The 25737-nt window shown below is 67.6% G+C and carries 20 protein-coding genes; 7 read left to right on the top strand and 13 right to left on the bottom strand.

Translation table 11 applies throughout. From position 1 onward, the window contains the following. Positions 1 to 170: 170 nt before the first annotated feature. Positions 171 to 1172, bottom strand: a complete 1002-nt coding sequence (locus AB7M35_RS02105) for a helix-turn-helix domain-containing protein (protein ID WP_453956858.1) — start codon at positions 1170 to 1172, stop codon at positions 171 to 173. A 470-nt stretch (positions 1173 to 1642) separates the two neighbouring features. On the opposite strand from AB7M35_RS02105, the gene AB7M35_RS02100 reads away from it, so the two are divergent. From AB7M35_RS02100 to AB7M35_RS02085, 4 genes are all read left to right on the top strand, one after another. Further along, positions 1643 to 3292 carry an arylsulfatase gene (locus AB7M35_RS02100; RefSeq protein WP_453956856.1) on the top strand — a complete coding sequence of 550 codons (1650 nt, stop codon included), beginning with the start codon at positions 1643 to 1645 and terminating at the stop codon, positions 3290 to 3292. Positions 3293 to 3410: 118 nt separating this feature from the next. Then, positions 3411 to 4415: an HAD family hydrolase gene (locus tag AB7M35_RS02095; RefSeq protein ID WP_453956854.1), complete on the top strand. Its 1005-nt coding sequence runs from the start codon at positions 3411 to 3413 to the stop codon at positions 4413 to 4415. 19 nt (positions 4416 to 4434) lie between these two features. After that, entirely contained in the window at positions 4435 to 5271 is an 837-nt protein-coding gene (locus tag AB7M35_RS02090; RefSeq protein ID WP_453956852.1) for a transporter, read from the top strand. A 28-nt stretch (positions 5272 to 5299) separates the two neighbouring features. Further along, positions 5300 to 6292: a formylglycine-generating enzyme family protein gene (locus tag AB7M35_RS02085; RefSeq protein ID WP_453956850.1), complete on the top strand. Its 993-nt coding sequence runs from the start codon at positions 5300 to 5302 to the stop codon at positions 6290 to 6292. A 63-nt stretch (positions 6293 to 6355) separates the two neighbouring features. Here AB7M35_RS02085 and AB7M35_RS02080 read toward each other — a convergent pair whose 3' ends face one another. The 4 genes from AB7M35_RS02080 to AB7M35_RS02065 form a co-directional block, all read right to left on the bottom strand. Continuing rightward, complete coding sequence (locus AB7M35_RS02080) at positions 6356 to 7387, bottom strand: NADP-dependent oxidoreductase (protein ID WP_453956849.1); 1032 nt, start codon at positions 7385 to 7387, stop codon at positions 6356 to 6358. 251 nt (positions 7388 to 7638) lie between these two features. After that, a complete protein-coding gene (locus tag AB7M35_RS02075) occupies positions 7639 to 8658 on the bottom strand; it encodes a ketopantoate reductase family protein (protein ID WP_453956847.1) in 1020 nt (339 codons plus the stop codon). Beyond that, the gene (locus tag AB7M35_RS02070) at positions 8655 to 10604 is read right to left on the bottom strand and encodes a TRAP transporter permease (RefSeq protein ID WP_453956846.1); all 1950 of its coding nucleotides are present in this window, start codon (positions 10602 to 10604) and stop codon (positions 8655 to 8657) included. Before AB7M35_RS02070 ends, AB7M35_RS02075 begins: the two co-directional genes overlap by 4 nt. A 69-nt stretch (positions 10605 to 10673) precedes the next feature. Beyond that, a complete protein-coding gene (locus tag AB7M35_RS02065) occupies positions 10674 to 11660 on the bottom strand; it encodes a TAXI family TRAP transporter solute-binding subunit (RefSeq protein WP_453956844.1) in 987 nt (328 codons plus the stop codon). Positions 11661 to 12124: 464 nt separating this feature from the next. Between AB7M35_RS02065 and AB7M35_RS02060 the strand changes: the two genes are divergently transcribed. Continuing rightward, positions 12125 to 13357, top strand: a complete 1233-nt coding sequence (locus AB7M35_RS02060) for an MFS transporter (protein ID WP_453956843.1) — start codon at positions 12125 to 12127, stop codon at positions 13355 to 13357. Positions 13358 to 13411: 54 nt separating this feature from the next. On the opposite strand, the gene AB7M35_RS02055 is transcribed toward AB7M35_RS02060, so the two are convergent. The 8 genes from AB7M35_RS02055 to AB7M35_RS02020 all read right to left on the bottom strand — a co-directional run bounded on the left by AB7M35_RS02055 (position 13412) and on the right by AB7M35_RS02020 (position 23196). Further along, the gene (locus AB7M35_RS02055) at positions 13412 to 14206 is read right to left on the bottom strand and encodes a crotonase/enoyl-CoA hydratase family protein (RefSeq protein WP_453956841.1); all 795 of its coding nucleotides are present in this window, start codon (positions 14204 to 14206) and stop codon (positions 13412 to 13414) included. Beyond that, on the bottom strand, positions 14203 to 16194 hold the full coding sequence (locus tag AB7M35_RS02050; RefSeq protein ID WP_453956839.1) for an ATP-binding protein: 1992 nt from the start codon (positions 16192 to 16194) through the stop codon (positions 14203 to 14205). The genes AB7M35_RS02055 and AB7M35_RS02050 overlap by 4 nt, the downstream gene beginning before the upstream one ends. A 2-nt stretch (positions 16195 to 16196) precedes the next feature. Then, positions 16197 to 17804, bottom strand: a complete 1608-nt coding sequence (locus AB7M35_RS02045) for a carboxyl transferase domain-containing protein (protein ID WP_453956837.1) — start codon at positions 17802 to 17804, stop codon at positions 16197 to 16199. 408 nt (positions 17805 to 18212) lie between these two features. After that, the gene (locus AB7M35_RS02040) at positions 18213 to 19484 is read right to left on the bottom strand and encodes an FAD-dependent oxidoreductase (protein ID WP_453956835.1); all 1272 of its coding nucleotides are present in this window, start codon (positions 19482 to 19484) and stop codon (positions 18213 to 18215) included. A 15-nt stretch (positions 19485 to 19499) separates the two neighbouring features. Further along, positions 19500 to 20366, bottom strand: coding sequence for an ABC transporter permease (locus tag AB7M35_RS02035; RefSeq protein ID WP_453956833.1), 867 nt, complete (start codon positions 20364 to 20366; stop codon positions 19500 to 19502). Beyond that, a complete protein-coding gene (locus AB7M35_RS02030; protein ID WP_453956831.1) occupies positions 20359 to 21126 on the bottom strand; it encodes an ABC transporter ATP-binding protein in 768 nt (255 codons plus the stop codon). The genes AB7M35_RS02035 and AB7M35_RS02030 overlap by 8 nt, the downstream gene beginning before the upstream one ends. A gap of 90 nt (positions 21127 to 21216) precedes the next feature. Then, positions 21217 to 22248: an ABC transporter substrate-binding protein gene (locus AB7M35_RS02025; protein ID WP_453956829.1), complete on the bottom strand. Its 1032-nt coding sequence runs from the start codon at positions 22246 to 22248 to the stop codon at positions 21217 to 21219. 129 nt (positions 22249 to 22377) lie between these two features. Continuing rightward, positions 22378 to 23196, bottom strand: coding sequence for a shikimate dehydrogenase family protein (locus tag AB7M35_RS02020; protein ID WP_453956828.1), 819 nt, complete (start codon positions 23194 to 23196; stop codon positions 22378 to 22380). Between the two features lie 113 nt (positions 23197 to 23309). On the opposite strand from AB7M35_RS02020, the gene AB7M35_RS02015 reads away from it, so the two are divergent. Further along, positions 23310 to 24215: a LysR family transcriptional regulator gene (locus tag AB7M35_RS02015; RefSeq protein WP_453956826.1), complete on the top strand. Its 906-nt coding sequence runs from the start codon at positions 23310 to 23312 to the stop codon at positions 24213 to 24215. A 90-nt stretch (positions 24216 to 24305) separates the two neighbouring features. Continuing rightward, entirely contained in the window at positions 24306 to 25517 is a 1212-nt protein-coding gene (locus AB7M35_RS02010; protein WP_453956824.1) for a chorismate-binding protein, read from the top strand. The last annotated feature ends 220 nt before the right edge of the window (positions 25518 to 25737 follow it).

Below are 25737 nucleotides of genomic sequence, written 5' to 3'. Positions count from 1 at the left end.
TCCCCAGGCGGGGGCTGGATCGGCCGGGTCTTCTCTGCAGGCGGAAGCGCTGTTGGCGGAGCACCGGGCCGCCCGAAGACCCATGTGCCGACGGCAGCGTCGGCGCCGGGGTCGGCAGCCTCTCACACGGTAGATCGTCTACAGAACGTCCGGCCCTCCGGCTTAACATTTTACGTCGCTGCCCGCTCCGGCACGCGGCTTCGCCGCCGGAATTCCATAGGCGAGGCCCCCGTCCAGCGACGGAACGCCCGCGTGAAGCTGGCATGATCCTCGTAGCCGAGCGACAGGGCGACATCGACGATCGCGAGATCCGTCTCGCCCAGCAACCGGATCGCCCGGTTCAGGCGCGCGGAGTCGACGATTTCCCGGTAGGTGAAGCCCTTCTCGCGGAGCCGGCGCTGCAGCCCCTGGACGCTCATGCCGGCAAGCCGGGCCGTCCCCTCGATGTCGCTCTGCCCGTCGAGGAGACGGAGTGCCACGACCGCGGACAGCGAACGGGCCGGCTCGGGCGCCTGTTTGAGGACGACGTCCGCCACTATCTCCCGCAGGGTCACGACGCGGTTGAAGTCTGACAGCGAAGCCTCGCGCCGGTGGGCGAGGTCCTTGCGGCGGATAGCGACGCCGAGACCGTCGCAGCCGTAGTGCACCGGGACCTTGAGCCATTCCTCCACCTGCGCCGCACCGGGATCGCGCCGATAGTTCATCTCGATCCAGTCCGGATGCCAGCCGCGCCCGAGATAGCAGCGCACGAAATCCAGCATGGTCGGAACGATGTGGTCGCTGTGTTGCGCGTTGATCGCGCTGAGGACCGGCGGGCGATACTGCCAGAGAACGTGGTCCTCCAGCTGGATCAGCTCCAGCTGGCAGTGCGTCTGGTGTGACCAGACGGTCGCCACGTTCCGGCGCAACGCCTCGCCGAGGGTAGCCGCCTGGATGTTGTGCTCGACCCACAGCCCGAAGCCGCGGTGGGTCATCTGCTGCCCGACCTCCAGACCGAAGGTGCGATCGCCGAGCAGGCGACCGGCGCGGGCAAAGATCCGCATCATCGCGTGAACGGGGATCGGCGTATGCAGCGCCCCCAGGATCGCGATTGGAAGGCCCTCACCTTCGATCGTCCTGAGGAGCGCGGGCTCGCCGAGACGCGCTTCGAGCATGTCCGGCAGCGCGCCCATCCCGGCGGCCCGTGTCAGGGCCACCGCCCCCGGATATCGCATCAACGTCCCCGCCAACTGACGCAAAATATCAAGAACCCGATCGAACTCTTGGCGATTGTGTGGCCGGAAGCAAGCAAGAGAATGGTCGGCGGAGCGGATTGCTGCGTCGCGATGGGGGAAACGATTCACCGCGAGCAGGATTCAGGCGGCGGCGCATTGCCCGCAGAGCGGCTGTAGCCGGCTAATAAATCCATCGCTTCAACCACCTCATACGGCGGCAGCCAGCGGACGCTGCGAAGGTCCAGCGCCTTGAAGGCTGAACGTCCAATTCCGCAGCCACAACGCGCAGGGCGATGCGCCGCGACGGCCGGCTCCCTCTCCGGGAACCACGACCATCGCCGCCGACCGGTCCTTCACATCGTCGGACGGTCTGGGAACCCACCAGGCTGACCGACGCCGATTTCGAGCCAACCAAAAGGAGACGTCTGATGAAGTTGATTTGGGTTGCTGCCGTGGCAGCACTCGCGGCGTCTGGGCCCGCATGGGCGCAGACGGCCACGAGCGAGACGACCGCCAAGAAGCCGAACATCCTGCTGATCGTGTCTGACGATACTGGCTGGGGTGACCTCGGCCCCTATCTCGGTGGCGCCGCCCGCGGCATGCCGACGCCGAACTTCGATAAGCTGGCGGCGGAAGGCATGACCTTCACCGACTTCTACGGTCAGCCGAGCTGCACGCCCGGTCGCGCGGCCATTCAGACCGGCCGCATCCCGAATCGCTCGGGCATGACGACGGTGGCCTTCCAGGGCCAGGGCGGCGGCCTGCCGAAGGCGGAATGGACGCTCGGCTCGGTGCTCAAGAACGCCGGCTACAAGACCTACTTCACCGGCAAGTGGCATCTGGGCGAAGCGGACTACGCGCTGCCGAACGCCCATGGCTACGACGAGATGAAGTACGCCTTCCTCTACCATCTCAACGCCTACACCTACACCGACCCGAAATGGCACAAGGCCATGTCGGAGGAACAGCGCGAGATGTTCCAGAAGGCCACTCGCGGCGCGCTCTCCGGCAAGGCCGGCGAAGCGCCCAAGGAGGACTTCAAGGTCAACGGCGAATATGTCGACACCCCCGAAAAGGGCGTCGTCGGCATCCCCTACCTCGACAAGTACGTCGAGCAGGCGGGCATGGAGTTCCTGGAGGACGCGGCAAAGAACCCCGATACGCCGTTCTTCATCAACATCAACTTCATGAAGAACCACCAGCCCAACATCCCGGCGCCTGAGTTCGAGGGCAAGTCGGTCACCAAGACCGACTACGCCGATGCGGTCATCGAGCTCGACACACGAGTGGGTGAGGTTCTCAAGAAGCTCGACGAACTGGGTCTCGCCGACAACACGCTGGTCTTCTACACCGTGGACAACGGTGCCTGGCAGGACGTCTATCCGGACTCCGGCTACACCCCGTTCCGCGGCACCAAGGGGACCGTTCGTGAAGGCGGCAACCGCGTCCCGGCGATCGTCCGCTGGCCCGGTCATGTGAAGGAAGGCGTCGTCAGCAGCGACATCACCGGCGGTCTCGACCTGATGGCGACGTTCGCCTCCGTCGCCGGCGAGAAGCTGCCGACCGAGGACCGCGAAGGTCAGCCGATCATCTTCGACAGCTTCGATCTGACGCCCGTCTTCGAAGGCACCGGTGAAGATCCGCGCAAGGAGTGGTTCTACTTCACCGAAGACGAGCTGTCCCCGGGCGCCGTGCGCGTCGGCCAGTTCAAGTACGTCTTCAACCTGCGCGGCGACGACGGCGCGGCCACCGGCGGCCTGGCTGTCGACACCAATCTCGGCTGGAAGGGCGCGGAGAAGTACGTGGCCACGGTTCCGCAGATCTTCAATCTGCTGTCCGATCCCCAGGAGCGCTACGACATCTTCATGACCACCTTCACCGAGGCCACCTGGACCCTGCCGGTGGCCAACGAGGCGGTCGCGAAGAAGGTGAAGACCTACGTCCAGTATCCGCCGCGCAAGCTGCAGAGCGACGTCTACACCGGTCCGATCACCATCACCGACTACCAGCGCTACGAGTGGGTCCGGAATGCGCTCGAAAAGCAGGGCGTCAACCTCGGCCTGCCGACGGGCAACTGAGCTCCGACGCATCCGCGACCGAGGCCGGACCCGCTTTCGCGGGCCCGGCTTCATCGTCCGACAACCGGAGCCCCCGGCCCCAGGGCGGCTCAGCAGTCTGAATGGCGGAGACGACACCATGGCGAACTTCCTCGGTGCGGCGCGTGGCGTCGCGATATGCGCGCTTCTTCTCGTGGCCGGACCGGTCTGTGCCCAGGACGATCCGCTTCCCTCCTGGAACGACGGACCGACCAAGAGCGCCATCATCGACTTCGTGACCGCCGTGACGACGGACGGCGGGCCCGATTTCGTCTCCAGGCCGGAACGCATCGCGGTCTTCGACAATGACGGCACGCTTTGGGCCGAGAAGCCGGCCTACGTGCAGCTCTTCTTTGCGCTCGACCGCATCAAGGCCCTCGCCCCCGACCATCCGGAGTGGCAGAGCCAGGAGCCCTATGCCTCGATCCTCAAAGGCGACCTCAAGGGGGCGCTTTCGGGCGGCAAGCACGCCGTCGCCGAGATCATCGCGGCCACCCACTCCGGCATGACGACCGACGCCTTCGCGCAAACCGTCGCCGAGTGGTTCTCGACAGCCGAGAACCCCGAAACGAAACGTCCCTTCGCCGAGATGGCCTACCAGCCGATGGTCGAGCTGCTCGGCTACCTGCGGGAGAACGGCTTCCAGACGTTCATCGTTTCCGGCGGCGGCATCGATTTCATGCGGGTGTTCAGCGAGCAGCTCTACGGCATCCCGCCGGCGCAGGTGGTGGGCAGCAGCGGCAAGCTGAAGTTCGAGAACCAGGACGGCGCGGGGCCGGTGCTGGTGAAGCTTCCGGAGATCGACTTCGTCGACGACGGACCGGGCAAGCCGGTCGGCATCCAGATGCACATCGGCCAGGTGCCGATCCTTGCCTTCGGCAACTCCGACGGCGACCTGGAGATGCTGCAGTACACCTGCCTTCCGGAGGGGCCGAGCTTCTGCGCCTTCGTGCACCACACCGACGCCGCGCGGGAATGGGCCTACGATCGCAAGTCGGACGTCGGACAGCTCGACAAGGGGCTCGACGCGGCAAGCGCCAACGGATGGACGCTCGTCGACATGAAGTCGGACTGGAAGACGATCTTTCCCAAGTCCGCGAACTGACCGGCGGGAGCGTCGCACCATGACGACCAGAGCGCTTCCGTGTGCACTCGCCTGCCTCCTGCTCGGCCCGGTCGGCGGGATCCTCTCGGCCGTCCAGGCGGACGACGCCGGCGGATCATCCGCCCAGGACCTCCAGGTCGCGGCGCAGAACCCCATCGCGGCGATGGTGTCGGTGCCGTTCCAGGAAAACCTCTACTGGGGCGGTGGCCTCGACAAGCCGCTCAGCGTGCTCAACATCCAGCCCGTGATCCCGGTCTCCTTCAACGAGCGCTGGAACGTGATCTTCCGGCCGATCCTGCCGCTGATCTCGGCGCCCGGCGCCCTGCCGGGCGACAACCGCGAGAACGGTCTGGGCGACCTGCTGCTTGAAACGTTCGTCTCTCCCTCGAAGCCGCTTGATACGGGGCTGGGGGCGATCACCTGGGGCTTCGGCTCCGCCGTCACGGTGCCCACCCATACGGGCGACGACCTGGGATCGCGGACCTATGCCGCCGGCCCGGCGTTCGTCGCGTTCATCTCGAAGGCGCCGTTCAGCTACGGCTTTCTCGCGTTCAATCAGTGGTCCTTCGCCGGCCCGACCGACGCGCCCGACGTCAACCAGCTCGTCGTCCAGCCCTTCCTGAACTTCAACATGAAGGACGGCTGGTCGCTCCAGACCGGACCGGTCATCAGCGTCGACTGGACCAGCGACGACGAAAAGGTCACTCTTCCCGTCGGTGGCGGGATCTCGAAGCTGACCAAGTTCGGCAAGACCCCGGTGAAACTGACGGCGAACCTCTATTACAATGCGCTTCGCCCGGACACCGCGCCCGAATGGCAGGGCCAGTTCATGGCGACGTTGCTGTTTCCCCGGTAGACGCCGCTCACAGAACGGACTTCGGACCATGTTGCTCAGACAGGCCTCTCTGGCCGCCTTCATCACCGTCGCGGCGGGCGCCCTCGCCGCCTCCGGCGCGCTCGCGCAATCCGATGGCGCCTTCGTCGATCTCCCCGGCGGATCGTTCATGATGGGATCGGAGCGCTTCTACCCGGAGGAAGGTCCGGCGGAGAAGGTGACGGTCGGCCCGTTCGCCATCTCGACGACGGAGGTCACCAACGACCAGTTCGCCGCCTTCGTGGCGGCGACCGGCTACGTCACCACCGCCGAACAGGGTCTGGATCCTGAGAAGTACCCCGACGTTCCCGAGGAACTGCGACGGCCGGGCTCGATGGTCTTCGCGCAGCCGTCGGAACGCGTCAGCCTTGCCGATCCCAACGCCTGGTGGCGCTACGTCACCGGTGCCGACTGGCGGCATCCGACGGGTCCCGACAGCTCGATCGAGGGTCTTGGCCACCATCCGGTGGTTCAGGTCTCGCCGGAGGACGCCGCGGCCTATGCCGCATGGGCCGGCGGACGCCTGCCGACCGAGGCGGAATGGGAATTCGCCGCACGCGGCGGGCTCGACGCGGCGGACTACGCCTGGGGCCAGACCTATCAGGCCCCCGGCGAGGCCTGGAAGGCCAACACCTGGCAGGGGCTCTTCCCGAGCGTCGACATGGCCGAGGACGGCCATCACGGGACGGCCCCCGCGGCGTCGTTCGCGCCCAACGGCTACGGGCTCTACGACATGATCGGCAACGTCTGGGAGTACGTCGGCGACTATTGGGTGCCGGGACATGTCCCGGGGCCGAAGGTCGATCCCCAGGGTCCGGACGCCGTCGTCGCGGCCCGCTTCAGCTCCCCCGCGACCGGGCCCCGCCGGGTGGTCAAGGGCGGATCGTGGCTGTGCGCGCCGTCCTACTGCCAGCGCTACCGCCCCTCTGCCCGCCAACCGGCCGAGCTGAGCCTCGGGACCAACCACATCGGCTTCCGGATCGTGAAGGACGTCCAGTCCTAGAGCCCTCCCCGATCAGGCGCCTCCGGCGGGCCTGATCGGCAATTGGCTGCTGATTGCCCTTCGTCAGGCGCTCAGCCTGACGACGCGCTTGCCGAACGACTCGCCCTTCAGGAGGCCGACGAGGGCGGCGGGCGCCTGTTCCAGCCCCTCGATGATCTCCTCGCGGTACCGAACCTTTCCGTCGGCCACCCACGCGCCCATCTGGCTGGCGAATTCCGGATAGAGGTGGCCGAAGTCGTTGAAGACGATGAAGCCCCGCACGGTCATCCGCTTGCGCAGGATCATGCCCAGGAGCTGGTTCAGGCGGTCCGGCCCCTCCGGCAGCGAGGTGGCGTTGTACTGCGAGACGATCCCGCAGACCGGAATGCGCGCCGAGGTGTTGAGCAGCGGCATCACCGCGTCGAAGACCGCGCCGCCGACATTCTCGAAATAGATGTCGATCCCGTCCGGGACGGCCTCTTTCAGCGCGGCCGGAAAGCCATCGGCCTTGTGATCGATGCAGGCGTCGAAGCCGAGGGTGTCGACCACATGGGCGCACTTCGCGGGCCCGCCGGCGACACCCACGACGCGCAGCCCGAGGATCTTGCCGATCTGGCCGACGGTCGCGCCGACCGGACCGCTGGCGGCCGCGACGACGAGCGTCTCGCCGGCCTTCGGCTGACCGATCTGGGTCAGCCCCGACCACGCGGTCAGGCCCGGCATCCCCAGCACGCCCAGCGCCCAGGACGGGTTCTTCGGGCTCTTTCCGAGGTTGATCACCCCGGTCCCGTCCGACACCGCGTAATCCTGCCAGCCGCCGAACGCGACGACCCAGTCGTCTTTCTCGAACCCGTCGACGTCCGAGGTCAGCACCTGCGCCACCGTTCCGCCGACCATGACCGCGCCGATCTCGACCGGCGGCGCGTAGGACGGCGCGTCGCTCATCCGCCCGCGCATGTACGGGTCAAGGGAGAGGAACTCGTTGCGAAGCAGCATCTGGCCCTTGCCGGCGGTCGGCAGGTCCTCGGTCTCCAGGTGCAGGGTGTCGGCGTCCGGCTCCCCCTTCGGGCGCTGGGCCAGGACGAACTTGCGATTGCGGGTGCTGGATTGCGTCATGGATCTGTCCTTCCGTCTCGCGACCCGGCTCCGGGAGAGAGACCGAGTCGACTGCGCGGTCTCGTAGCTATGACCCCAATGATCGCGGTCAACAACGCCGGGCGATCCCGGTGGACGCGGTGCGCGACACTTGGCAGCGGGCGCGTTCTGACCGCCGATCAAGCGCCAACGAGCCCTGGTGACGTCCCGCTTACGCAATCAGATGGATCGAGGGCCTGTTCAGGCCTGCCGCGGCTGAGGCGACTGCGCGCCTACATGGCCTGCGTCGATGACGATTGCCTGCGGGCATCATGCATGGCGGCGAACTCGAGGCCCTTCACCAGACGATACACCGTGCGGCATGCCTCGACGGGAACGCTCAGGCGATCGCCCTCGCGCACCAGAAAGCCCGTCAGTTCCTCGATCTCGGTCGGTGCCCCGCGAGCGATGTCGAGCGCCATCGAACCGCAATGAGAGGACAGCGGCACCTCGCCCGAGCGCACCTTCTTCACGAAGGCCATGGGATCAAAGGCGAAACGTCCGCCTAGCGCCTCGATCACCGCCGTTCCCTCCGCGGCCAGATCATCGATCAGCGCCCGCACCTCCGCCACCTCGTAGCGGGCCGGGTTGTAGCCACCGACCAGGGCGCCGACCGGGTTCATCACCGCATTGAACAGGAACTTGGACCACACCGCTCCCATCGGGTCGTCGATGACGTCGGCGCTCAGCCCCCCGGCGGTGAGTGCCTCGGCAAACGGGAAAAAGGCATCCAGGGCGCCACGCACCGGTCCGATCCATGTCCGCTGGCCGTGGATAAGGTGCTCCACGACGCCGGGCGCCAGATACCGGCCCGCCTCCATCGTGACGCCACGGCCGACCGGCGCGTCAGCCGTCAGCTCGGTCAGCACCTCGGCGTTGCCCATGCCGTTCTGCAGCGTGATCAGCACCGGCCGGCTCTGCAACACGGGCAACAACGAGCGCGCGGCCGGGCCTGTTGCTCCGGATTTGACCATGAACAGAACCGCATCGAAGCGGCGCCCGGCGAGCGCGCCGGGATCGCTGGTAACGTCGAAGCGCGCCGTCCATTCCTCCTTGCCCTTCACGATCCTGAGCCCCTCGCTGCGGATGGCAGCAAGGTGTTCCTCGTTGGTGTCCAGCCCGACAACGTGGGCGACCCGCGAGAGATGACCTGCGAAAAGACCGCCCATTGCGCCGCAACCGACGATCAGGACGTGCGGCTTGGCGGAGTTGTCTTCCCTGGCGGTCATTTCGGTCGGTCGGGGGTCGGTCATGAGGTCGCCTGCTCGGAGCCGGACGCGAGGCGTCCCCTGGTCCGCCGGGAGTGATAGGCCCAGCCGATGATGGCCAGGCCGACAAGGAGCGCAGCGACGTTGCTCACGTAGTCGATGCCGATCAGGGAGTGGACCGGCAGGACCGCGACCAGTCCGCTGACCGCCAAGGCGATGCGTTCAAGGATACCGAGCCGGCGTGCGAAGAAGCCGCGCATGGCCGCCGTCACGAAGCAGACACCGGCCAGCGACGCGACCGTGTGCCAGACGATGACGGGAAGCGGAGCCTGCATCACCAGGCCAGGCTCGAACACGATCATGAACGGCACCAGATAGGCGATCCAGCCCATCCGGATCGCCTGCCAGCCGGTCTTCCAGGCATCGGCTCCCGCCAGCGACGCCGCGGTGAAGCTTGCGAGCGCGACCGGCGGCGTGATCATCGACAGCATGCCGTAGTAGAGCAGGAACATGTGCGCCGCGATGGGGTTGATGCCCGCTTCCACGAGGGCCGGCCCGATCAGGCTCGCAAGCAGCACGTAGACGCCCACCGTCGGCATGCCCATGCCGAGCACGATGCTGACGATGGCCCCCGCCGCAAGCAGGATGAGGAGGCTGCCCTCCGCCATCTGGACCAGCATCAGGGTCAGCGAGAAGGCGAGGCCGGAAATGTTGAGGACGCCGATCACGAACCCGGCCGCGGCCGAAATGACAAGCACCTCGATCACGCCGTATCCCGTGTCGCGGAGTATCGGGAAAATGTCGAAGAGGCCGGTGCGCCGCCCGCGATAGGACAGGACCGTCGACAGGAAGAGCAGCGAGCCGGCACCGGCCAGCGCCGCAAGCTCCGGGCGCCAGTTGAGCCAGAACAGCGTGTAGATGAGCACGGCGAAGGGAACGATGAAGTGCCAGCCATCGCGCAGCACGGCGAGCGGCCTCGGAATTTCGAGATCTTGCGGCAGATGATGGCCGCGCTCGGCTGCCTCCAGGTCGATGTAGAAGAACAGCGCCAGATAATAGAGGCCCGTCGGGATCACGGCCGCCAGCACGACCGTGGAATACGGGATGCGCAGAAACTCGGCCATGAGGAACGCGGCCGCGCCCATGATGGGCGGCGCCAGCTGACCGCCGGTGGAGGCAAGCGCCTCGATCGCCGCCGCCATGTGGGCGCGATAGCCGGCGCGCTTCATGAGCGGGATGGTCACCACACCAGAGGCCACGACGTTTGCCACCGCGCTGCCGGAAACGCTGCCGAACATGAACGAGGAGACCACGGCGATCTTGGCCGATCCGCCGCGGGTGCGGCCGACCAGTGCCAGGGCCAGATCGTTGAAGAAATCGCCACCGCCGCAGCGGGCCAGCACCGTGCCCATGAAAATGAAGGCGTAGACGACGGTCGTCGCCACCAGCAGCGGCAGACCGATCATCGCGTTGGTGTCCATCGCCAGATAGATCATCAGCCGATCGGGCAGGATCTGGCGCGACATGCCGATCGGCACGAGATGGCCGACCATCGCATAGAGGATGAAGACGACGACGATGATCGTCAGACCAAGCCCGGTCGTGCGACGCACCGCCTCGACCATCAGCACGACGATGAGGCTCGCGACGATCACTCCGTCGAGCGGCTTGTAGACGAGCTCGTTGACAAAGACGGGATAGCGGGCGGCCACATACCAGCAGGCGAGGAACCCGGCGAGCGCCGCCGCCCGATCGATCCAGACCAGATGCCCCTGGAACCGTGGCTGCGACAGGTAGGCGAGCGGCAGCACGAAGGACAGGATGACCGCGACATACTGCTCGGTGAAGGGCGCGTAGCCCAGCATCTGCGGAAGGTCGAGCGCGTAGAGCACCGCAGTCAGCGTCATGACCGTGGCGAGACCGTCGGCGAGCAGTCCACGCCGCTGGCCGCGCGCCCTTCGCGGCTCAGCTGATTTGCCGGCGTCGCTCATGTTCGGATCCTGATGAACGGGAAGCCGGCCGCGGACCGATGGCCTGCGGCCGGCTGACAAGCGATCGGTTTACTGCCCGAGCTGCTGATAGGCCTGGTTCGCCCCATCATGGTAGGCGATGGGCAGGTCCTTCTTCATCTTGGCGGGATCGAATTCGTCGAACCGTGCGAATGCCTTGGCGAGTTCATCCGGATTGTCGTGAAGCACGCGCACCACCGCCGCAATCTGCTCGTCAGGCACATGGGACCCGCCGAGAAGGACGTAGTCGTAAGCCAGGGCCGGCGTCGCGACGGTCACCCCGGCGAGATCCGGCGCGGGCTGGACCTCGGTGACGTAAGCCGCGGGGATCGTCTCCTGGATGCGCGCTTCCGCTTCCGGCGCCGTGGAGATCGGCAGCATGCGCAGCCCGCCGACCGAGGCGTCGACCTCGGCGACCTTGCCGCCGCCGACGGCGAAGAAGCTCGCGTCTGCCCGACCCGAGGCGAGGTCGTCCATGCCGCGCACCACGGTGGGCACCATCACCGGCGTGAAATCAGCCTCGGTGATGTTTTCGGTCGCCAGGATCGCGTCGAGAATATTCTTCAGCGTCACCTGATTGGTGAACCCGTAGGCGACGCGCTTTCCCTTGAGGTCGGCGATCGTCTTGATGTCGCTGTCGTCGCGCACGAAAATGCCCACCTTGAACGGGAAGAGCACCGACACGGCCCGCAAATTCTTGAGTTCGTGGCCCTTGAAGCCGGCCTCGCCCGCAGCCGCCTCGCCTGATTCAATCACGTTGGCGATCCCGAGATCGAGTTCGCCCGCATCGATCAACGGCAGGTAGGTGCTCGTGCCACCGGAGGGCTGGACGATCGCGTTGACGTCATGCTTGGCGAGCACACTGGCAATGGCCGTGCCCATCGAATAGCCGAGATTGCCCTGCCCCATCGTTCCGATGCCGAGCTGCTGGGCTTGGGCCGCCGTGCCGAGAGAGAGCGCAAAGCACGCCCCCGCGAAAAGCTTTAAGAGCTTCATGGTTCGTCTCCTCTTCCGTTTCCTCATGGCGACGCGGTTCATCCGCGCTCGTCGCTTGGTTGCGGCCATCGTCGCTTGGAGCGACACCGGCCGAAATGCGAGGGTCGACAGGCGTGCGATTCTTCGCTTCTGGTAACCCCTGGTCGGCCTGTCGGAAGCCCCTGCGAGGGGCCCCGATCGTTTAACTTTCCTGAATTCGATTCATCAACATCCAAGCCCAAACGCCGAACCGACGCAAGCCTGTCCCAGCGGCCCAGTGGAGGGATGGGGCGGAGAGATCCGCGCGACCGAGGGCTTCTTGCGCCCGGCAACGAATGGCGAATGGAACCCCAAGGCCTTGGTCCGAGGAACGCTCCGGGAAGCGAGCCATGCCGTTCGCACAGGGCAGCCTCGCCGTGCGTCACCTTGCGCATGTTGCAACGCAGCATAATCTCTTGAGCAGCCGCCCCGCGTTCCGGCATTCAGCAGGCGCGGGCTGCGCCACACAACAGACTTCGGTGATCCGCATGACCGTCGCAAACGGCAACCTTCCGGCGAAAACGTCGAGCCGCCTGCCCCTGCTAGCGCTGGGCCTTGCCTCCTTCGGCATCGGCACCACCGAGTTCGTCATCATGGGCCTGCTGCCGAACGTGGCACAGGATCTGGCCGTATCGATCCCCACGGCGGGTCTGCTGGTGACCGGCTACGCGCTGAGCGTCACCTTCGGCTCGCCGTTCCTGGCGATCGCCACCGCGAAGATGGACCGGCGCCACGCCCTGCTCCTGCTCATGGGCGTGTTCATCGCCGGCAACGTGCTGTGTGCGGTCTCGCCCAACTACTGGCTCCTGATGGGCGCGCGCGTCGTCACCGCACTCTGCCACGGCGCCTTCTTCGGGCTCGGTGCGGTCGTCGCCGCATCGCTGGTCGAACCGCGACAGAAGGCGCAGGCCATCGCGATGATGTTCGCCGGGCTGACGCTGGCCAACGTCCTCGGCGTGCCCTTCGGCACCGCCATCGGTGAGGCGCTCGGCTGGCGCAACACGTTCTGGGCCGTCGTCCTCATCGGACTTGCCGCCGCAACCGCGCTCTATGCCTGGCTGCCGCGCGACATCCCCGTGCCGCGGGTGAATATCGCCCGCGAGGCGAAGTCGATCGCCAGCACCCAGGTGGTGCTCGCCATGATGATCAGCGTGCTGGCATCGGCGAGCCTGTTCAGCGTGTTCACCTACATCGCCCCCCTGCTGCGCGAGGTCACCCATGTCTCCGCGCACGCGGTCACGGTCATGCTGCTGATCTTCGGCGTCGGGCTGACGGTCGGCAACTTCATCGGCGGCCGGCTCGGCGACTGGAAGCTGATGCCCTCGGTGATCGGCGTCCTCGTCGCCATCATCCCCGTCCTCGCCATCCTGACCGTGACCAGCCACGCCATGGTGCCGGCAGCGCTGACGCTGTTCGTGTGGGGCGCGCTGGTCTTCGCGCTCGTCTCGCCGCTGCAGATGCGGGTGGTCACCGAAGCATCCCAGGCCCCCAACCTTGCCTCGACCGTCAATCAGGGGGCGTTCAACTTCGGCAACGCCATCGGCGCCTGGTTCGGCGGCATCGGCATCACCTGGGGGCTCGCCTACGACAGCCTGCCGTGGATGGGCGTGGCGCTTGCCGCTGGCGCGCTCGTGCTGACGCTCGTCTCCTACCGGCTCGATCTGCGCCGCCAGGCGGCCATCGGTTCGACGCCGTCGTGCTGCGTGCCGGACGCGGCCTGACCGCGTCGGCGCGTTTCCGTCTCAGACCCTAGAGTTCCCGTTGGACCGGGCGGCTCAGCCGCCGGCGCGGGCGAAGAAGGCGGCGATGCGTTCGCTCGCCTCGTCGGTCTCCCAGCGATCGGCCAGCGCCTCCACCGTGCGCTCGATATGCGCGGCGACCGGGTCGCCTCCGAGCGACAGGCAGAGGGCCTTGGCGGCCGCCACGGCGCCGGGGGCACAGGCGAGTGCCGCCACGCATTCCGCCTCGACCGTCTCGTCGAGCGCCTCGGGGGCGCAGACCTCCGACACCAGTCCCGATCGCTGCGCGAACACGGTGTCGAACGGCTTGGCGGTCAGGAACACCCGTCGCGCATGTCCCTCCCCCATCCGGCGCACCACGAACGGACCGATGGTTGCCGGGATCAGCCCGAGGCGCGTCTCGGTGAGCCCGAACCGCGTGCCTTCGGCGGCCACAACGATGTCCGATACCGCCATCAGGCCGATGCCGCCGCCATAGGCCGGGCCCTGCACCCGGGCGATCACCGGCTTCGGCAGCGCGTTCCAGGCCGCCAGCATGTCGGCCAGCGTGCGCGCCTCCGCGATCTGGCTGGCCCGGTCCTGGCCGGCCTGGGCCCGCATCCACCCGAGATCGCCGCCCGCGCAGAAGGTCCTGCCCGCTGCGGCGAGTACCACCACGCGCACCAGCGGATCGCCGCCCAGCCGCGCGGCGACTTGCGAGAGGTCGGCGATCATCGCGGCGTTCATGGCATTGTGCTTGTCGGCCCGGTCGAGGGTCACCGTGGCGACCCCGCGCGCATCGACGCCGACCTTGATGGTCTCGTAGGGACCGTCGGGACGTGTTTCGGTCACGCCCCCTCCTCCTGATAGCGCAGCAGGACGGCCCCGCCCTCGACCGCATCGCCGACCGCGCACAGCACCTCGGCAATCAGCCCGTCGCGATGGGCGAGCAGCGTCGTCTCCATCTTCATGGCCTCCATGACGATCAGCCTTTCGCCCGCCCGCACCGTGTCGCCCGACGAAATGCCGACGGCGCGGACGATACCGGTCATCGGCGCCATCAGCGCATCGGTCGCGTCCGCCGCGTGGGACCGCGCCGAGAGCGGATCCGGGAAGGCGATCTCGAAGGAGGCCGTATCGATCATCACCGATACCGCGGCGGCATCGCCGGTCGCGTAACGCGCGATGACCGCCTCCAGCCGGGACTGGGTGGGCCCCGAACGCGCCTCGATCCGGTCGCCTTCGCGCCGGATGGCGTCCAGGCGCAGCGACCCGTCCTCACCACCCTCCAGCGTCACCGACCCGCCGCCGTGCAGGACCAGCCGGCGCTCCAGCATCTCGTCCCGAACGCGCGCCCGCACGACGCAGGCGGCATCGCCGAACTGGCGCCAGCCCGCGAAGCGCGCCGCCGGGTCGATGTCCAGAGCGACCAGAGCCGCGAACGCGATCGCCGCCTCCGGCAACTGGGCGCGGCCCGTCAGGGCGGTGACGTTGCGGTCGATCAGTCCGGTATCGACGATCGCGGCGGCGAAGTCCGGCTCGGCGGTGAGCGCGAGCAGGAAGTCGCGATTGGTCACCGTCCCGGCGACATGGGTGCCGGCAATCGCCGCGTGGAGCTTCGACAGCGCCGCTTCGCGGGTGTCGGCGTGCGTGACGATCTTGGCGATCATCGGATCGTAGAACGGCGTGATCGCGTCGCCCGAGCGGATGCCGGTGTCGATCCGCGCGCCCTCGCCGAACGCGAGATGGGCGAGCGTTCCGGTCGCCGGCAGGAAGTCGTTCGCCGGATCTTCCGCGTAGAGCCTCGCCTCGAAGGCATGTCCGTCGATGGAGAGTGCTTCCTGGCTGGCGGGCAGTGCCTCGCCGGCGGCCACGCGCAGCTGCCATTCCACCAGGTCGAGGCCGGTGATCGCCTCGGTGACGGTATGCTCCACCTGCAGACGGGTGTTCATCTCCATGAACCAGAACCCGTCGGGCCGGAGCGGACCGGTGCCGTCGGCGATGAACTCGATGGTGCCGGCGCCGACGTAGCCGATCGCCTTCGCCGCGGTAACGGCCGCCTCGGTCATCGCCGCGCGCACCTCGTCGGTCATGCCGGGGGCCGGCGCCTCCTCGATCACCTTCTGATGACGCCGCTGCAGCGAGCAGTCGCGCTCGAAGAGATGGACGACGTTGCCGTGGCTGTCGCCGAACACCTGGACCTCGATGTGGCGGGGCGTGGCGACGAACTTCTCAACCAGCACCTGGTCGTCGCCGAAGGCCGCCCGCGCCTCGCGCTTGGCCGCGCCCAGCGCGTCCTTGAAGTCGGCCGATCGATCGACCCGGCGCATGCCCTTGCCGCCGCCGCCGGCGCGCGCCTTGATCAGCACGGGATAGCCGATGTCGGTCGCCTTGCCGGCGAGCACGACGATGTCCTGCGCCTCGCCGTGGTAGCCGGGCACGACCGGCACCCCGGCCTTCTCCATCAGCCGCTTGGCGGCGTCCTTGAGACCCATGGCGCGAATGGCGCTGGCCGGCGGACCGACGAAGATCAGGCCCGCGGCCTCCACCGCCTCGACGAACTCCGGGTTCTCCGACAGGAAGCCGTATCCCGGGTGGATGGCGTCGGCTCCGGTGGCGCGCGCGGCGGCAAGGATCGCGTCGGTGGAAAGATAGCTCTCGCCGGCGGGCGCGGGACCGATGCGGATGGCCTCGTCGGCCATCTCCACGTGCAACGCCTTGCGATCGGCGTCGGAATAGACCGCGACCGTCCGGATGCCCATTCGGCGCGCCGTGCGGATGATCCGGCAGGCGATTTCGCCGCGGTTGGCGATCAGAAGCGTCTTGATGGGGCGTTTCATCATCACATCCTGAACACGCCGTAGGTCGTCTTCTCGATCGGCGCGTTCAGCGCCGCCCTCAGGCTGAGCGCCACCACGTCCCGCGTCTTGCGCGGATCGATGATGCCGTCGTCCCACAGCCGCGCCGACGCGTAGAACGGATGCCCCTGGCGCTCGAACTGGTCGAGAACGGGCTGCTTGTAGGCGGCCTCATCCTCCTGGCTCCAGGTGCCGCCCTTCGCTTCGATGGCGGTGCGGCGCACGCTGGCGAGAACGCCGGCCGCCTGCGGACCGCCCATCACCGAGATACGCGCGTTCGGCCACATCCACACGAAACGGGGATCGTAGGCGCGGCCGCACATGCCGTAGTTTCCCGCGCCGTACGAACCGCCGATGATGACGGTCACCTTGGGCACGGCGGCGTTGGAGACTGCAGTGACCAGCTTGGCGCCGTCCTTGGCAATACCGCCGGCTTCGTACTTTGCGCCGACCATGAAGCCGGTGATGTTCTGCAGGAACAGCAGCGGAATGCCGCGCTGGCAGCACAGCTCGATGAAGTGGGCCCCCTTCAGCGCGCTTTCGGAGAACAGCACGCCGTTGTTGGCGAGGATGCCGACCGGCATGCCCTCGATGTGGGCGAAGCCGGTGACCAGCGTCGTCCCGTAGCGCGGCTTGAACTCCGCGAAATCGGACCCGTCGACGATCCGCGCAATCACCTCGCGCACGTCGTAGGGGGTGCGCGTGTCGGCCGGCACGATCCCCATGATCTCCTCAGGATCGAGCGCCGGGACCCGCGGCGCCTGGACGGCCACGGCGGGCTCAGGCGCCGGGCCGAGATTGCGGACGATCTCGCGGGCGAGCGCCAGCGCATGGGTGTCGTCGTCGGCGAGATAGTCGGCCACGCCCGACAGGCGCGTGTGCGTATCGCCGCCGCCGAGCGTCTCGGCGTCGACCACCTCTCCGGTCGCCTCCTTCACCAGCGGCGGGCCGGCCAGGAAGATGGTGCCCTGCTCCTTCACGATGATGGTCTGGTCGCTCATGGCGGGCACGTAGGCGCCGCCGGCGGTGCATGAGCCCATCACCACGGCGATCTGGGCGATGCCCTTCGCGCTCATGCGCGCCTGGTTGAAGAAGATCCGCCCGAAATGGTCGCGGTCGGGAAACACCTCGTCCTGGTTGGGCAGGTTGGCGCCGCCGGAATCGACGAGATACAGGCAGGGCAGCCGGTTCTCCTCGGCGATCTCCTGCGCCCTGAGGTGCTTCTTGACGGTCAGCGGATAGTAGGTGCCGCCCTTCACTGTCGCATCGTTGCAGACGATCATGCAGTCGCGGCCCGCCACGCGGCCGATGCCGGCGATGACGCCCGCCGCCGGAATGTCGTCGTCGTAGACATCCTTTGCCGCGAACAGGCCGATCTCGAGGAACGGGGAGCCGGGATCGAGCAGCCCCTCGACGCGGTCGCGGGGCAACAGCTTGCCGCGCGAGACGTGCCGCTCCTTCGACGCGGCGCTGCCGCCTTCCAGGATCCGTGCGGCCTCGGCTGCAACGGCCGACAGCTGCGCCTCCATGGCGGCCCGGTTCGCGCCAAACTCGGGCGCGCCGGTGGCGACGGTCGAAGCGTGGCGGCTCATGCGGATATACGGGCGGTCGCGGGGGCGCAGTGGGTCGTCGGCAAGTCCAGTCCCTCCCGTTGCTGCCGGCATGGCGTTACGGCCGCCACCGGTTCGAGCAGACCGCGTCCTCTCCCGGTCGCGACTCGACGTAGGATAGGGACAGCGCGGTCGCCTTGTCGATGTGGTTGCGGAGGACTGCCCCGCCACCGGGCACACCCTGTCGGGGCCGGACGGCGGAAATGGGACGAGGGACGCGCTTTCCACCTCGGCGGGAGCTGCCTGGCGAGCCGGGACACGTCGGCCGGACCGGATAGCATGCCAGCTCGGGCAGCGAAGGCGGCGGCGCGGGAAACGCCGCGCCTCGCTTTAGGAGGCGCTCATAATCCGTTGATTTTTCGGCAGATGTGAGCCCGGTGAACCCGGCCCCTAGATAATCGCGTGGTTGGCGATGAGCTCGTCGCGGACCTGCGCGGCGCTCGGCGCGCGACCGTCGATCGCGGACAACGCCGCCGCCGTGCCCGCCGCCTCGCCGGTGGCGAACGCCGTGCCCATCACCCGGATCGAGCCGTAGGCGAGGCTGTCGGCGCCGATCACCCGGCCGCCGTACCAGAGATTGTCGAGCCCGCGGGCGCGTACCGCATCGAGCGGCACGTGGAAGTAGCCGCGCGCGCCGATGCTCTCGTAGAGCGGCTTGCCGGCCTCCTTGTGGATCTCGATGGGCCAGGCGCCGCGCGCCACGCCGTCTTCGCGCAGCCGACCCTCGACCACGTCCTCGTGGGTGATCTCGTAGCGCGCGGCGGGATGCCGGCTCTCGCGGATGCCGATCTGCGGGCCGGTCTGGGCGAGCCAGGCGTTCTCGAAGCCCGGCACCTGCTCGCGCAGGATATCGACCAGCGCCAGCGCCATTTCGCGCGCCCGCTGTTCGGCCCGCGTGTAGGCGCGCGACGACAGATCCGGCATTTCGCGATCGATGATCAGCCACCAGAAGTCGGTGGTTCCCGGCACGCGCGTGTAGATGCCGCCGTCTGTGCGGTGGATCGGGTCGTTGCCGCGCTCGTTGTAGGTCCTGATCGCCGCCTTGATGGCCTCGCGATCGATCTTCACCGCCGGATTGAGCCCGCCGACACGCATCGGCATCGTCGCCGCCTGCAGGTGCGTGTCCTCGTCGCCGACGCGGAAGTCGAGACCCGACACCAGCGCCAGGTTGGCGTCGCCGCTGGCGTCCACGTAGGCTTCGGCCCCGACCCGGTTGCGCCCGTCCATGCCAGCAAGCGTCGCCGCCTCCAGCCGCCTGCCGGTGCGCGACACGGCGGCCAGCCGCGTGTGCAGCATTACGTCGATCTCATGTTCGGCGCACAGCCGGTCGAGGCCCACCTTCAAACGCTCCGGATCGAGCAGCACGATCCAGTTGCCGGTGGTCTCGGAGTGATGCGCATCGGCGCCGATGCCGAGCTTGCGCAGCGCGCCCAGCACCTGCTCGCCCGCCCCGCCGACGGCCTGCACCGGTTCGTTGCCCTGCTGGAAGAACCCGCAATAGGCAAGCACCTGGGCGTTGGTCGCCGCGCCGCCGAGGAAGCCGTACTTCTCGACCAGGCAGACCTTGGCCCCGCTCTTGGCCGCACCAAGCGCGGCGCCGACGCCGCCTGCTCCCCCGCCGACCACGATCACGTCATAGTCGGCTTCCGGTTGTCTGCTCATGTTCGTGGGGACTCCTTATGCGCGCCAGCGCAGGAAATGGCGCTCGGCGCGCGAAATCAGCCAGCTCACGATCAGGCCCAGGATGGACAGCACGATCACGCCCGCGATGAGCTGGTCGGTGGCCATCAGGTTGCCGGCGAGCAGCACATAGGCGCCGATGCCGTATTCCGCGCCGATCATTTCGGCTGCGACCAGCAGGATGATCGAGATCGACGCCGCGATGCGCATGCCGTTGAGGATCGCCGGCAGCGCGCTGGGCAGGATGATCTTCCGGATAATCGACGCCCGGGTCATGTTGAAGCTCTGGCCCATGCGGATCAGCGAGCGGTCGACCGCGTCGATGCCGCCGAACGTGGCAATCACCATCGGAAAGAACGAGCCGAACAGGATCGTCGCGACCTTGGAGCCCTCGCCGATGCCGAACCAGATGATGAACAGCGGCAGCAGCGCGATCTTCGGCACCGGGAAAATCGCGGCGACCAGCGGCCGGAAGGCCGCCCGCGGCAGCGAATAGAGGCCCGTCAGCACGCCGACGATGGTGCCGAGAATGGTGCCGCAGGTGAAGCCGATGCCAAGCCGGGTCAGCGAGGCCGACAGATGCTTGTAGAGCATGCCGCTCTGGACGAGGTCCTGCATGGCGCCGAACACCTCCGTCGGGGCCGGCAGCACCAGCGAGGAAATGAGCCCGTACCGCGACCCGGCTTCCCAGATGGCGAGAAGCGCCAGGAACACCAGCGGCGCGACGTACCAGATCGGCTGCGGGGCGAAGCCGCCGCCGCGGAACGCCACCGGCTTCCGGTCGACGTCCGCCTGGACCGGACGGAGCGGGGCGACGGTATCGGCCGGACCGGCCTCGATGCTCTGTGTGGGGCTGCTATGCATTGGTCAGCTGCCTGTCCGCGGAGAGCGCTTCGTCGCGCATCATTTCCCAGAGGCTCGTCTGGATCTTGGCAAGTTCCGGGGTGTCGACCGAACGCTCGCTGATCGGAATGGAGATCTCGACCGTCTCCCGGATCTCGCCCGGACGGCGCGACAGCACGATCACCTTGTGGCCGAGCCGCACGGCCTCGTTCAGATTGTGGGTGATGTAGCAGGCGGTGAAGCGTTCCCGCTCCCACAGCGCCACCAGATCGTCCATCAGCAGTTCGCGGGTCTGGCTGTCGAGGGCGGAGAGCGGCTCGTCCATCAGCAGCACCGCCGGGTCGACGGCGAGCGCGCGGGCGATCGCCACGCGCTGCTTCATGCCGCCGGAAAGCTGGCGCGGATAGACGTCGGGGAAATCGGAGAGACGGGTGCGCTCGAGCACGTCGGCGATCCGCCGGTCGATCTCGGCCTTGCCCAGATTGTGGTCTTCGAGAACGAGCGAAATGTTGCCGCGCACGGTGCGCCAGGGCAGCAGCGCGAAGTCCTGGAAGATGTAGGTGAGCGGGTTGAGCGACCCTTCCGGCGGATGGCCGACCTGCAGGATCTCGCCTTCGGTCGGCTGCTCCAGGCCGCCGAGCAGGCGCAGGAGGGTCGACTTGCCGCAGCCCGACGGGCCGACGATGCAGACGATCTGTCCGCTCGGAATGGTGAGGTTGATGTCGCGCAGGACATCCAGCTCATCGTACCGGTGCGTGAGGTGCCGGATCTCGAGATCCATGGTCGCGTCCTTCCCGCCGATAGGCGATCACGGTCGGCCGACGGGCCGCACCCGGGCGCCACGGCCCGGATGCAGCCCGATCAGGACGGCTCAGTAGGTGTCGACGAACGAGGTGTCGGCGAGCTTTTCGATGGTCAGGTCCGTCGGGACCAGACCCTGCGCCTGGAACCACTCCATCTGCTTCTTGATGTCCGTGATGTCCATGTCGCCGTCCTCGTTCAGGTTCATCGAACCGGCGAGGATCGACGGGGCAGCCTCTTCGAGCGGCTTGTCCTGGTAGACGTAGTTGTGGATGATCTCGATCATCTCTTCCTGCTCGGCCGGATCAGCGTTTTCGGCCAGCATGACGCGGTTGAAGTCGGCGATCCCCTTGGCATAGGCCCGGATGAAGCGCTCGACCATGTCGCGGCGGGTCTCGATGTTCTTCACCGACGTGAACAGGCCCGAGATCTGGTACTCGGCATAGTCGTAGAGCCAGCCAAGCATCTCGGCGTCGCCGTTCTCGACCAGCGGCTTGGCGATGTGCGGCACCATGATCATGGCGTCGACCTGGCCGCTCTTCACGGCGGCGATCATCGCGCCGACCTTCTGCAGCGGCACCAGCTTCACGTCGTCGATCGACCAGCCGAGCTGATCGGCGATCCGCGACGTCATGTAGTGGAAGGTCGAACCGACCTGGGTCATCGCGATCGAGTGACCCTTGAGCTTGTCGACGGAATCGAGCCCGGCCTCGTAGGCCTTGTTCGAGGCGACGATCATCATGCCGTCGACGCCCTTCTTCTCGTGAAGGACGCCCGCGACCAGACGCACCGCGTCCTTGTTGGCGAGGTTCATGAACCCGCCGGTCACGCCGGCGATGCCGAAGTCGACGTCGCCGCCGGCGGTGGCGACGGCGATCGGCTGGGCGGCCTGGAAGAACTTGAACTCGACGTCCAGCCCCTCGTCCTTGAAGTAGCCCTTCTCGTAGGCAATGAAGCCGGCCGCGTGCGAGGTGAAGCGCAGGGCGCCGACCACGACCTTGTCGTCAGCCCGGGCCTGATCGGCGGAAAGGAACGGAACGGCGGCGATCGCCGCGATCAGCGCGGCGCCAAGCCACGGACGGAATGTCTTCGAAAATGTCACGGTGTCCTCCCAGAGGGTACGGTTCTTGAAGTGAGATCAGTCACGATGGTCGCAGGTGTCTGCCATTTCGGTTGCCCGGAAAAGACAAGACTCCCGCTTTGGGGATAGCCTGAGGCTATTGTTGGATTTCTAACGCCGGAGATCCAGTGCGATACCGAATCGCTCGGCGATGAGGCCGAACTGGCCCTCCGCCATGGCAGAGCCGGGCTGGATCGCGCAACCTCGCTCCTGCGCCTGCCTCAGCCAAGGCGTCAGCTCGGGAACCGCCAGCACGTCGGCCACCAGCGCATCGGGGCGAACGGTTTCCAGCGAATGGACGGTGCTCACGCCATCGAGGCCGATCGCCGTGGCATTCACAACCAGGTCGTAAGGCTCCAGGCTGGCGGGCACCCCGGCAAAGGGCGAGACCCGACCGAGGGAGGCGACGAAAGTGGCCAGGGCATCGGCGCGTGCCGCGTCGACATCGACGAGATGGAGCAGCCCGATCCCCGCTTCTGCCAGCGACAGCGCGATCGACGAACCGGCACCGCCGCAGCCGAAGACGATGGCGCGCTTGCCCGCAACGGCGAACCGCCGCTGGCCGAGGCCCTGCACGAAGCCCGCTCCGTCGACGTTGTCGCCGACCAGCCGGCCGCCCGCTTCCCGCACCACGAGGTTGACCGCATCGAGCCCCCTCGCCCGCTCGCTCGCCACGTCCACGAGATCGACCGCCGCGCGCTTGTGCGGCGCCGTCACCACGCAGCCGCGGCAGTTCGACCACCCCCGCAGGGCGGCGAAGAAGTCGGCAAGCCGCTCCGGCGCCACGTCGAGGGGCGTCATGACCGAGTTCATGCCTTCCTCGGCAAACCGCCGGTTGAACGTGCCCGGAAGGTGCGCGTGGGCGATCGGCGATCCGATCATGGCGATCACCGTGGCCGCGGCCGTGGGTGCGAAAGTGCGGTCCGTCATGTGTGCTCCCGGGTCAATCGCGCCGTTAGAGCACGGCCGCCGCGCGACCGCCTTGGTGGATTGCGGGGGTAGCTATAGCTTGATGGAATAGATCAAACTCAAGAGTCGTCCCAATGCTGTCCTTTCGCCAACTGGAGATCTTCCGCTCGGTCATGGTCTGCGGCTCGATCAGCGCCGCGGCCCAGCAGCTGAACATCGCGCAGCCGACGGTCACCAACACCATCAAGCGGCTGGAGGACATCCTGAAGGTTGACCTGTTCGACCGCAGCGGCGGCCGTCTCGCGCCGACCCGGACGGCACGGCAGATCTACGAGGTGATCCAGCCCTCGATCGTCAGCATGGAGCAACTCTCGCTCACCGTGCAGGAGATCGCCAGCGGCCGCCACATGATGGTGCGCCTGGGCGTCTCGCCCAGCGTCTCGCAGGCGCTCGCGCCGCGCGCGCTCAAGCACCTCGCGGAGCTGAACCCCGGCGTGAAGCTGCGCATGGACACGCTGTCGCTGAAGCAGATCAAGGACTATCTCTGGCTCTCCGAAGGTGATTGCGCCGTCACGATTTTTCCCCTGGATGACAGCTTCATCGTCTCCCACAAGATCACCGAGATCTCCCTGGTCTGCCTGATCCCGCACGACCACCGGCTTGCCGACAAAGCGTCCGTATCGGTGGCCGACATCGCCGACGAGGAACTCGTGTTCTTTCACCCCAACACCCCGCACGGGCAGATGGTGAAGGACATGTTCGCCTCGCTGAAGATCACCCCGAAGATCGCCATCGAGACCCGCTTCGCCGAGAGCGCCGTCAACCTCCTGCGCGTCGGCTTCGGCATCGCGATTGCCGACGAACTGACCAGCAAGGGGGTGCGGGGCGACGACGTGCGGATCGTGCCCCTCGCCGGCGGCCCGCGCCTGCCGGTCCTTCTCCACCATCACCGCAACCACGGCTCTCCGCAGTTGATCGCCATGGTGCGGAGCTGCCTCGAGCGCGCGACCCGAGAGCTTGGGCTTGCGCAGGCCGAATAGCCTGACGCTATGGCCCCGGCCCGAGTTCTGGGTGGCCGGTGGAACGGAATGTGGCCATCACTCCACGCGGAAGATGGAGGCGTGACGTTGATGGACTTGCCGAGCGACGTGAGAGCACTTCTTGGGGCCGCCGGGGACGACGGCCTGCCGTTCGCCGTCTGGCGTCGGCCGGATGGCGCCCGCCACGAGGCGGTGATCGCGTGCGAACCCGTCTGCCGCCGCACCATCTTCGGCGCCGACACGCGCGAGACGTTCTTCGCCATCAGCGGCTTTGCCGCGGAAAGCGCCAATGTCTGTGACGCCATCGTCGGCGACGTCGTCGTCCGCGGGAGCGAAGTCACCTATCTGGACGGCGACGCCTATCGGCCGGCTCCCGTGACCGCGATCCAGCGACGGCTCGCCGAGCGTGCGCGCGGCCGCGACCCGTTTGCCCCGCTTCGCGCCGACGGGTCCGACGACGTGCCGGTCCAGACCGGCGAGGCGGACTACAAGGCGCTGGTGGAAAAGGCCGTCGCCGAGATCGACAGGGGCACTTTCCGCAAGGTCGTCACCTCGCGCTGCGAGGCGCGGCCGCTGCCGGCCGGGACAGACTGTCTCGCCCTCTACGAGGCGCTGGCCGAGAAGCTGCCCGCCGCCTTCGTGGCGCTGGTCAACCTGCCCGGAAAGGGCGCCTGGCTGGTCGGCACCCCCGAAACGCTGCTCTCGGTGCGCGGCGATGCGCTGCACACGATCGCGCTCGCCGGCACGCAGTGGGCGAAGGACGGTGTTCCCCTGCCCGACGTGTGCTGGCCGGACAAGATCATCGAGGAGCAGGCATTGGTGGCCGCCTACATCCGCCGCTCGCTGGATGCCGCCGGGCTCACCTCATTCGACGAGAAGGGGCCGCGCACGGTGGCTGCCGCGAACCTCGTTCACCTGCGCTCCGATTTCGTCGTGGAGCTCGAAGCCGGCGACAAGCCGCTGCTCGGTGCCCTGCTCGACCGTCTGAACCCGACGTCCGCCGTGCTCGGAATGCCGAAGCAGCCGGCACTTGCGTTCCTAACGGCGAACGAGGGCTACGACCGCGACTACTACACGGGCTTCCTGGGTCCGGTCGGCTTCGACGGCAACACCGACCTCTACGTCAACCTGCGGACTTCGCGGATCATCGGCGACACGGCCTATCTCTATGTCGGCGGCGGGATCGTCGCCCAGTCGCAGCCCGACGTGGAGTGGCAGGAGACGGTCGAGAAGTCGAAGACCGTCGGCACGATCCTGAACGCCGGCGCGGGGCGGCACGCCCCGGTGTCCGCCACAGGCTGACCCTCCGCCAGGGTTCTGGACTGGTGGGGTCAGTCGCCGACCCTGCGCGCACGCCCGGATGCCGGTTGTGCAGCGCAGGATGGGTTCGCCAACCTGCCCGGGCCGTGCTAGCATTCGTCCACACGTTCGAAGCCGGGCAGCGTCGCCCGGCGCCTTCGGCCAAGGATGCCCGTGCCGCGCGGTCCGAAGCGCCTTCTGCCTGAACGGGCGGCTGGTTGCT

Source organism: Amorphus suaedae (assembly GCF_053629675.1).
Note: the sequence above shows the minus strand (reverse complement) of the source record. Positions and strands in the feature narration are given on the sequence as shown.

Coding starts and splice junctions, on each gene's coding strand:
- AB7M35_RS02075 (WP_453956847.1), bottom strand. CDS start 8,658: ATGACCGACCCCCGACCGACCGAAATGACCGCCAGGGAAGACAACTCC.
- AB7M35_RS02100 (WP_453956856.1), top strand. CDS start 1,643: ATGAAGTTGATTTGGGTTGCTGCCGTGGCAGCACTCGCGGCGTCTGGG.
- AB7M35_RS02065 (WP_453956844.1), bottom strand. CDS start 11,660: ATGAACCGCGTCGCCATGAGGAAACGGAAGAGGAGACGAACCATGAAG.
- AB7M35_RS02020 (WP_453956828.1), bottom strand. CDS start 23,196: ATGACGGACCGCACTTTCGCACCCACGGCCGCGGCCACGGTGATCGCC.
- AB7M35_RS02040 (WP_453956835.1), bottom strand. CDS start 19,484: ATGAGCAGACAACCGGAAGCCGACTATGACGTGATCGTGGTCGGCGGG.
- AB7M35_RS02105 (WP_453956858.1), bottom strand. CDS start 1,172: ATGGGCGCGCTGCCGGACATGCTCGAAGCGCGTCTCGGCGAGCCCGCG.
- AB7M35_RS02010 (WP_453956824.1), top strand. CDS start 24,306: ATGGACTTGCCGAGCGACGTGAGAGCACTTCTTGGGGCCGCCGGGGAC.
- AB7M35_RS02030 (WP_453956831.1), bottom strand. CDS start 21,126: ATGGATCTCGAGATCCGGCACCTCACGCACCGGTACGATGAGCTGGAT.
- AB7M35_RS02060 (WP_453956843.1), top strand. CDS start 12,125: ATGACCGTCGCAAACGGCAACCTTCCGGCGAAAACGTCGAGCCGCCTG.
- AB7M35_RS02085 (WP_453956850.1), top strand. CDS start 5,300: ATGTTGCTCAGACAGGCCTCTCTGGCCGCCTTCATCACCGTCGCGGCG.
- AB7M35_RS02095 (WP_453956854.1), top strand. CDS start 3,411: ATGGCGAACTTCCTCGGTGCGGCGCGTGGCGTCGCGATATGCGCGCTT.
- AB7M35_RS02070 (WP_453956846.1), bottom strand. CDS start 10,604: ATGAGCGACGCCGGCAAATCAGCTGAGCCGCGAAGGGCGCGCGGCCAG.
- AB7M35_RS02050 (WP_453956839.1), bottom strand. CDS start 16,194: ATGAAACGCCCCATCAAGACGCTTCTGATCGCCAACCGCGGCGAAATC.
- AB7M35_RS02080 (WP_453956849.1), bottom strand. CDS start 7,387: ATGACGCAATCCAGCACCCGCAATCGCAAGTTCGTCCTGGCCCAGCGC.
- AB7M35_RS02035 (WP_453956833.1), bottom strand. CDS start 20,366: ATGCATAGCAGCCCCACACAGAGCATCGAGGCCGGTCCGGCCGATACC.
- AB7M35_RS02015 (WP_453956826.1), top strand. CDS start 23,310: ATGCTGTCCTTTCGCCAACTGGAGATCTTCCGCTCGGTCATGGTCTGC.
- AB7M35_RS02090 (WP_453956852.1), top strand. CDS start 4,435: ATGACGACCAGAGCGCTTCCGTGTGCACTCGCCTGCCTCCTGCTCGGC.
- AB7M35_RS02045 (WP_453956837.1), bottom strand. CDS start 17,804: ATGAGCCGCCACGCTTCGACCGTCGCCACCGGCGCGCCCGAGTTTGGC.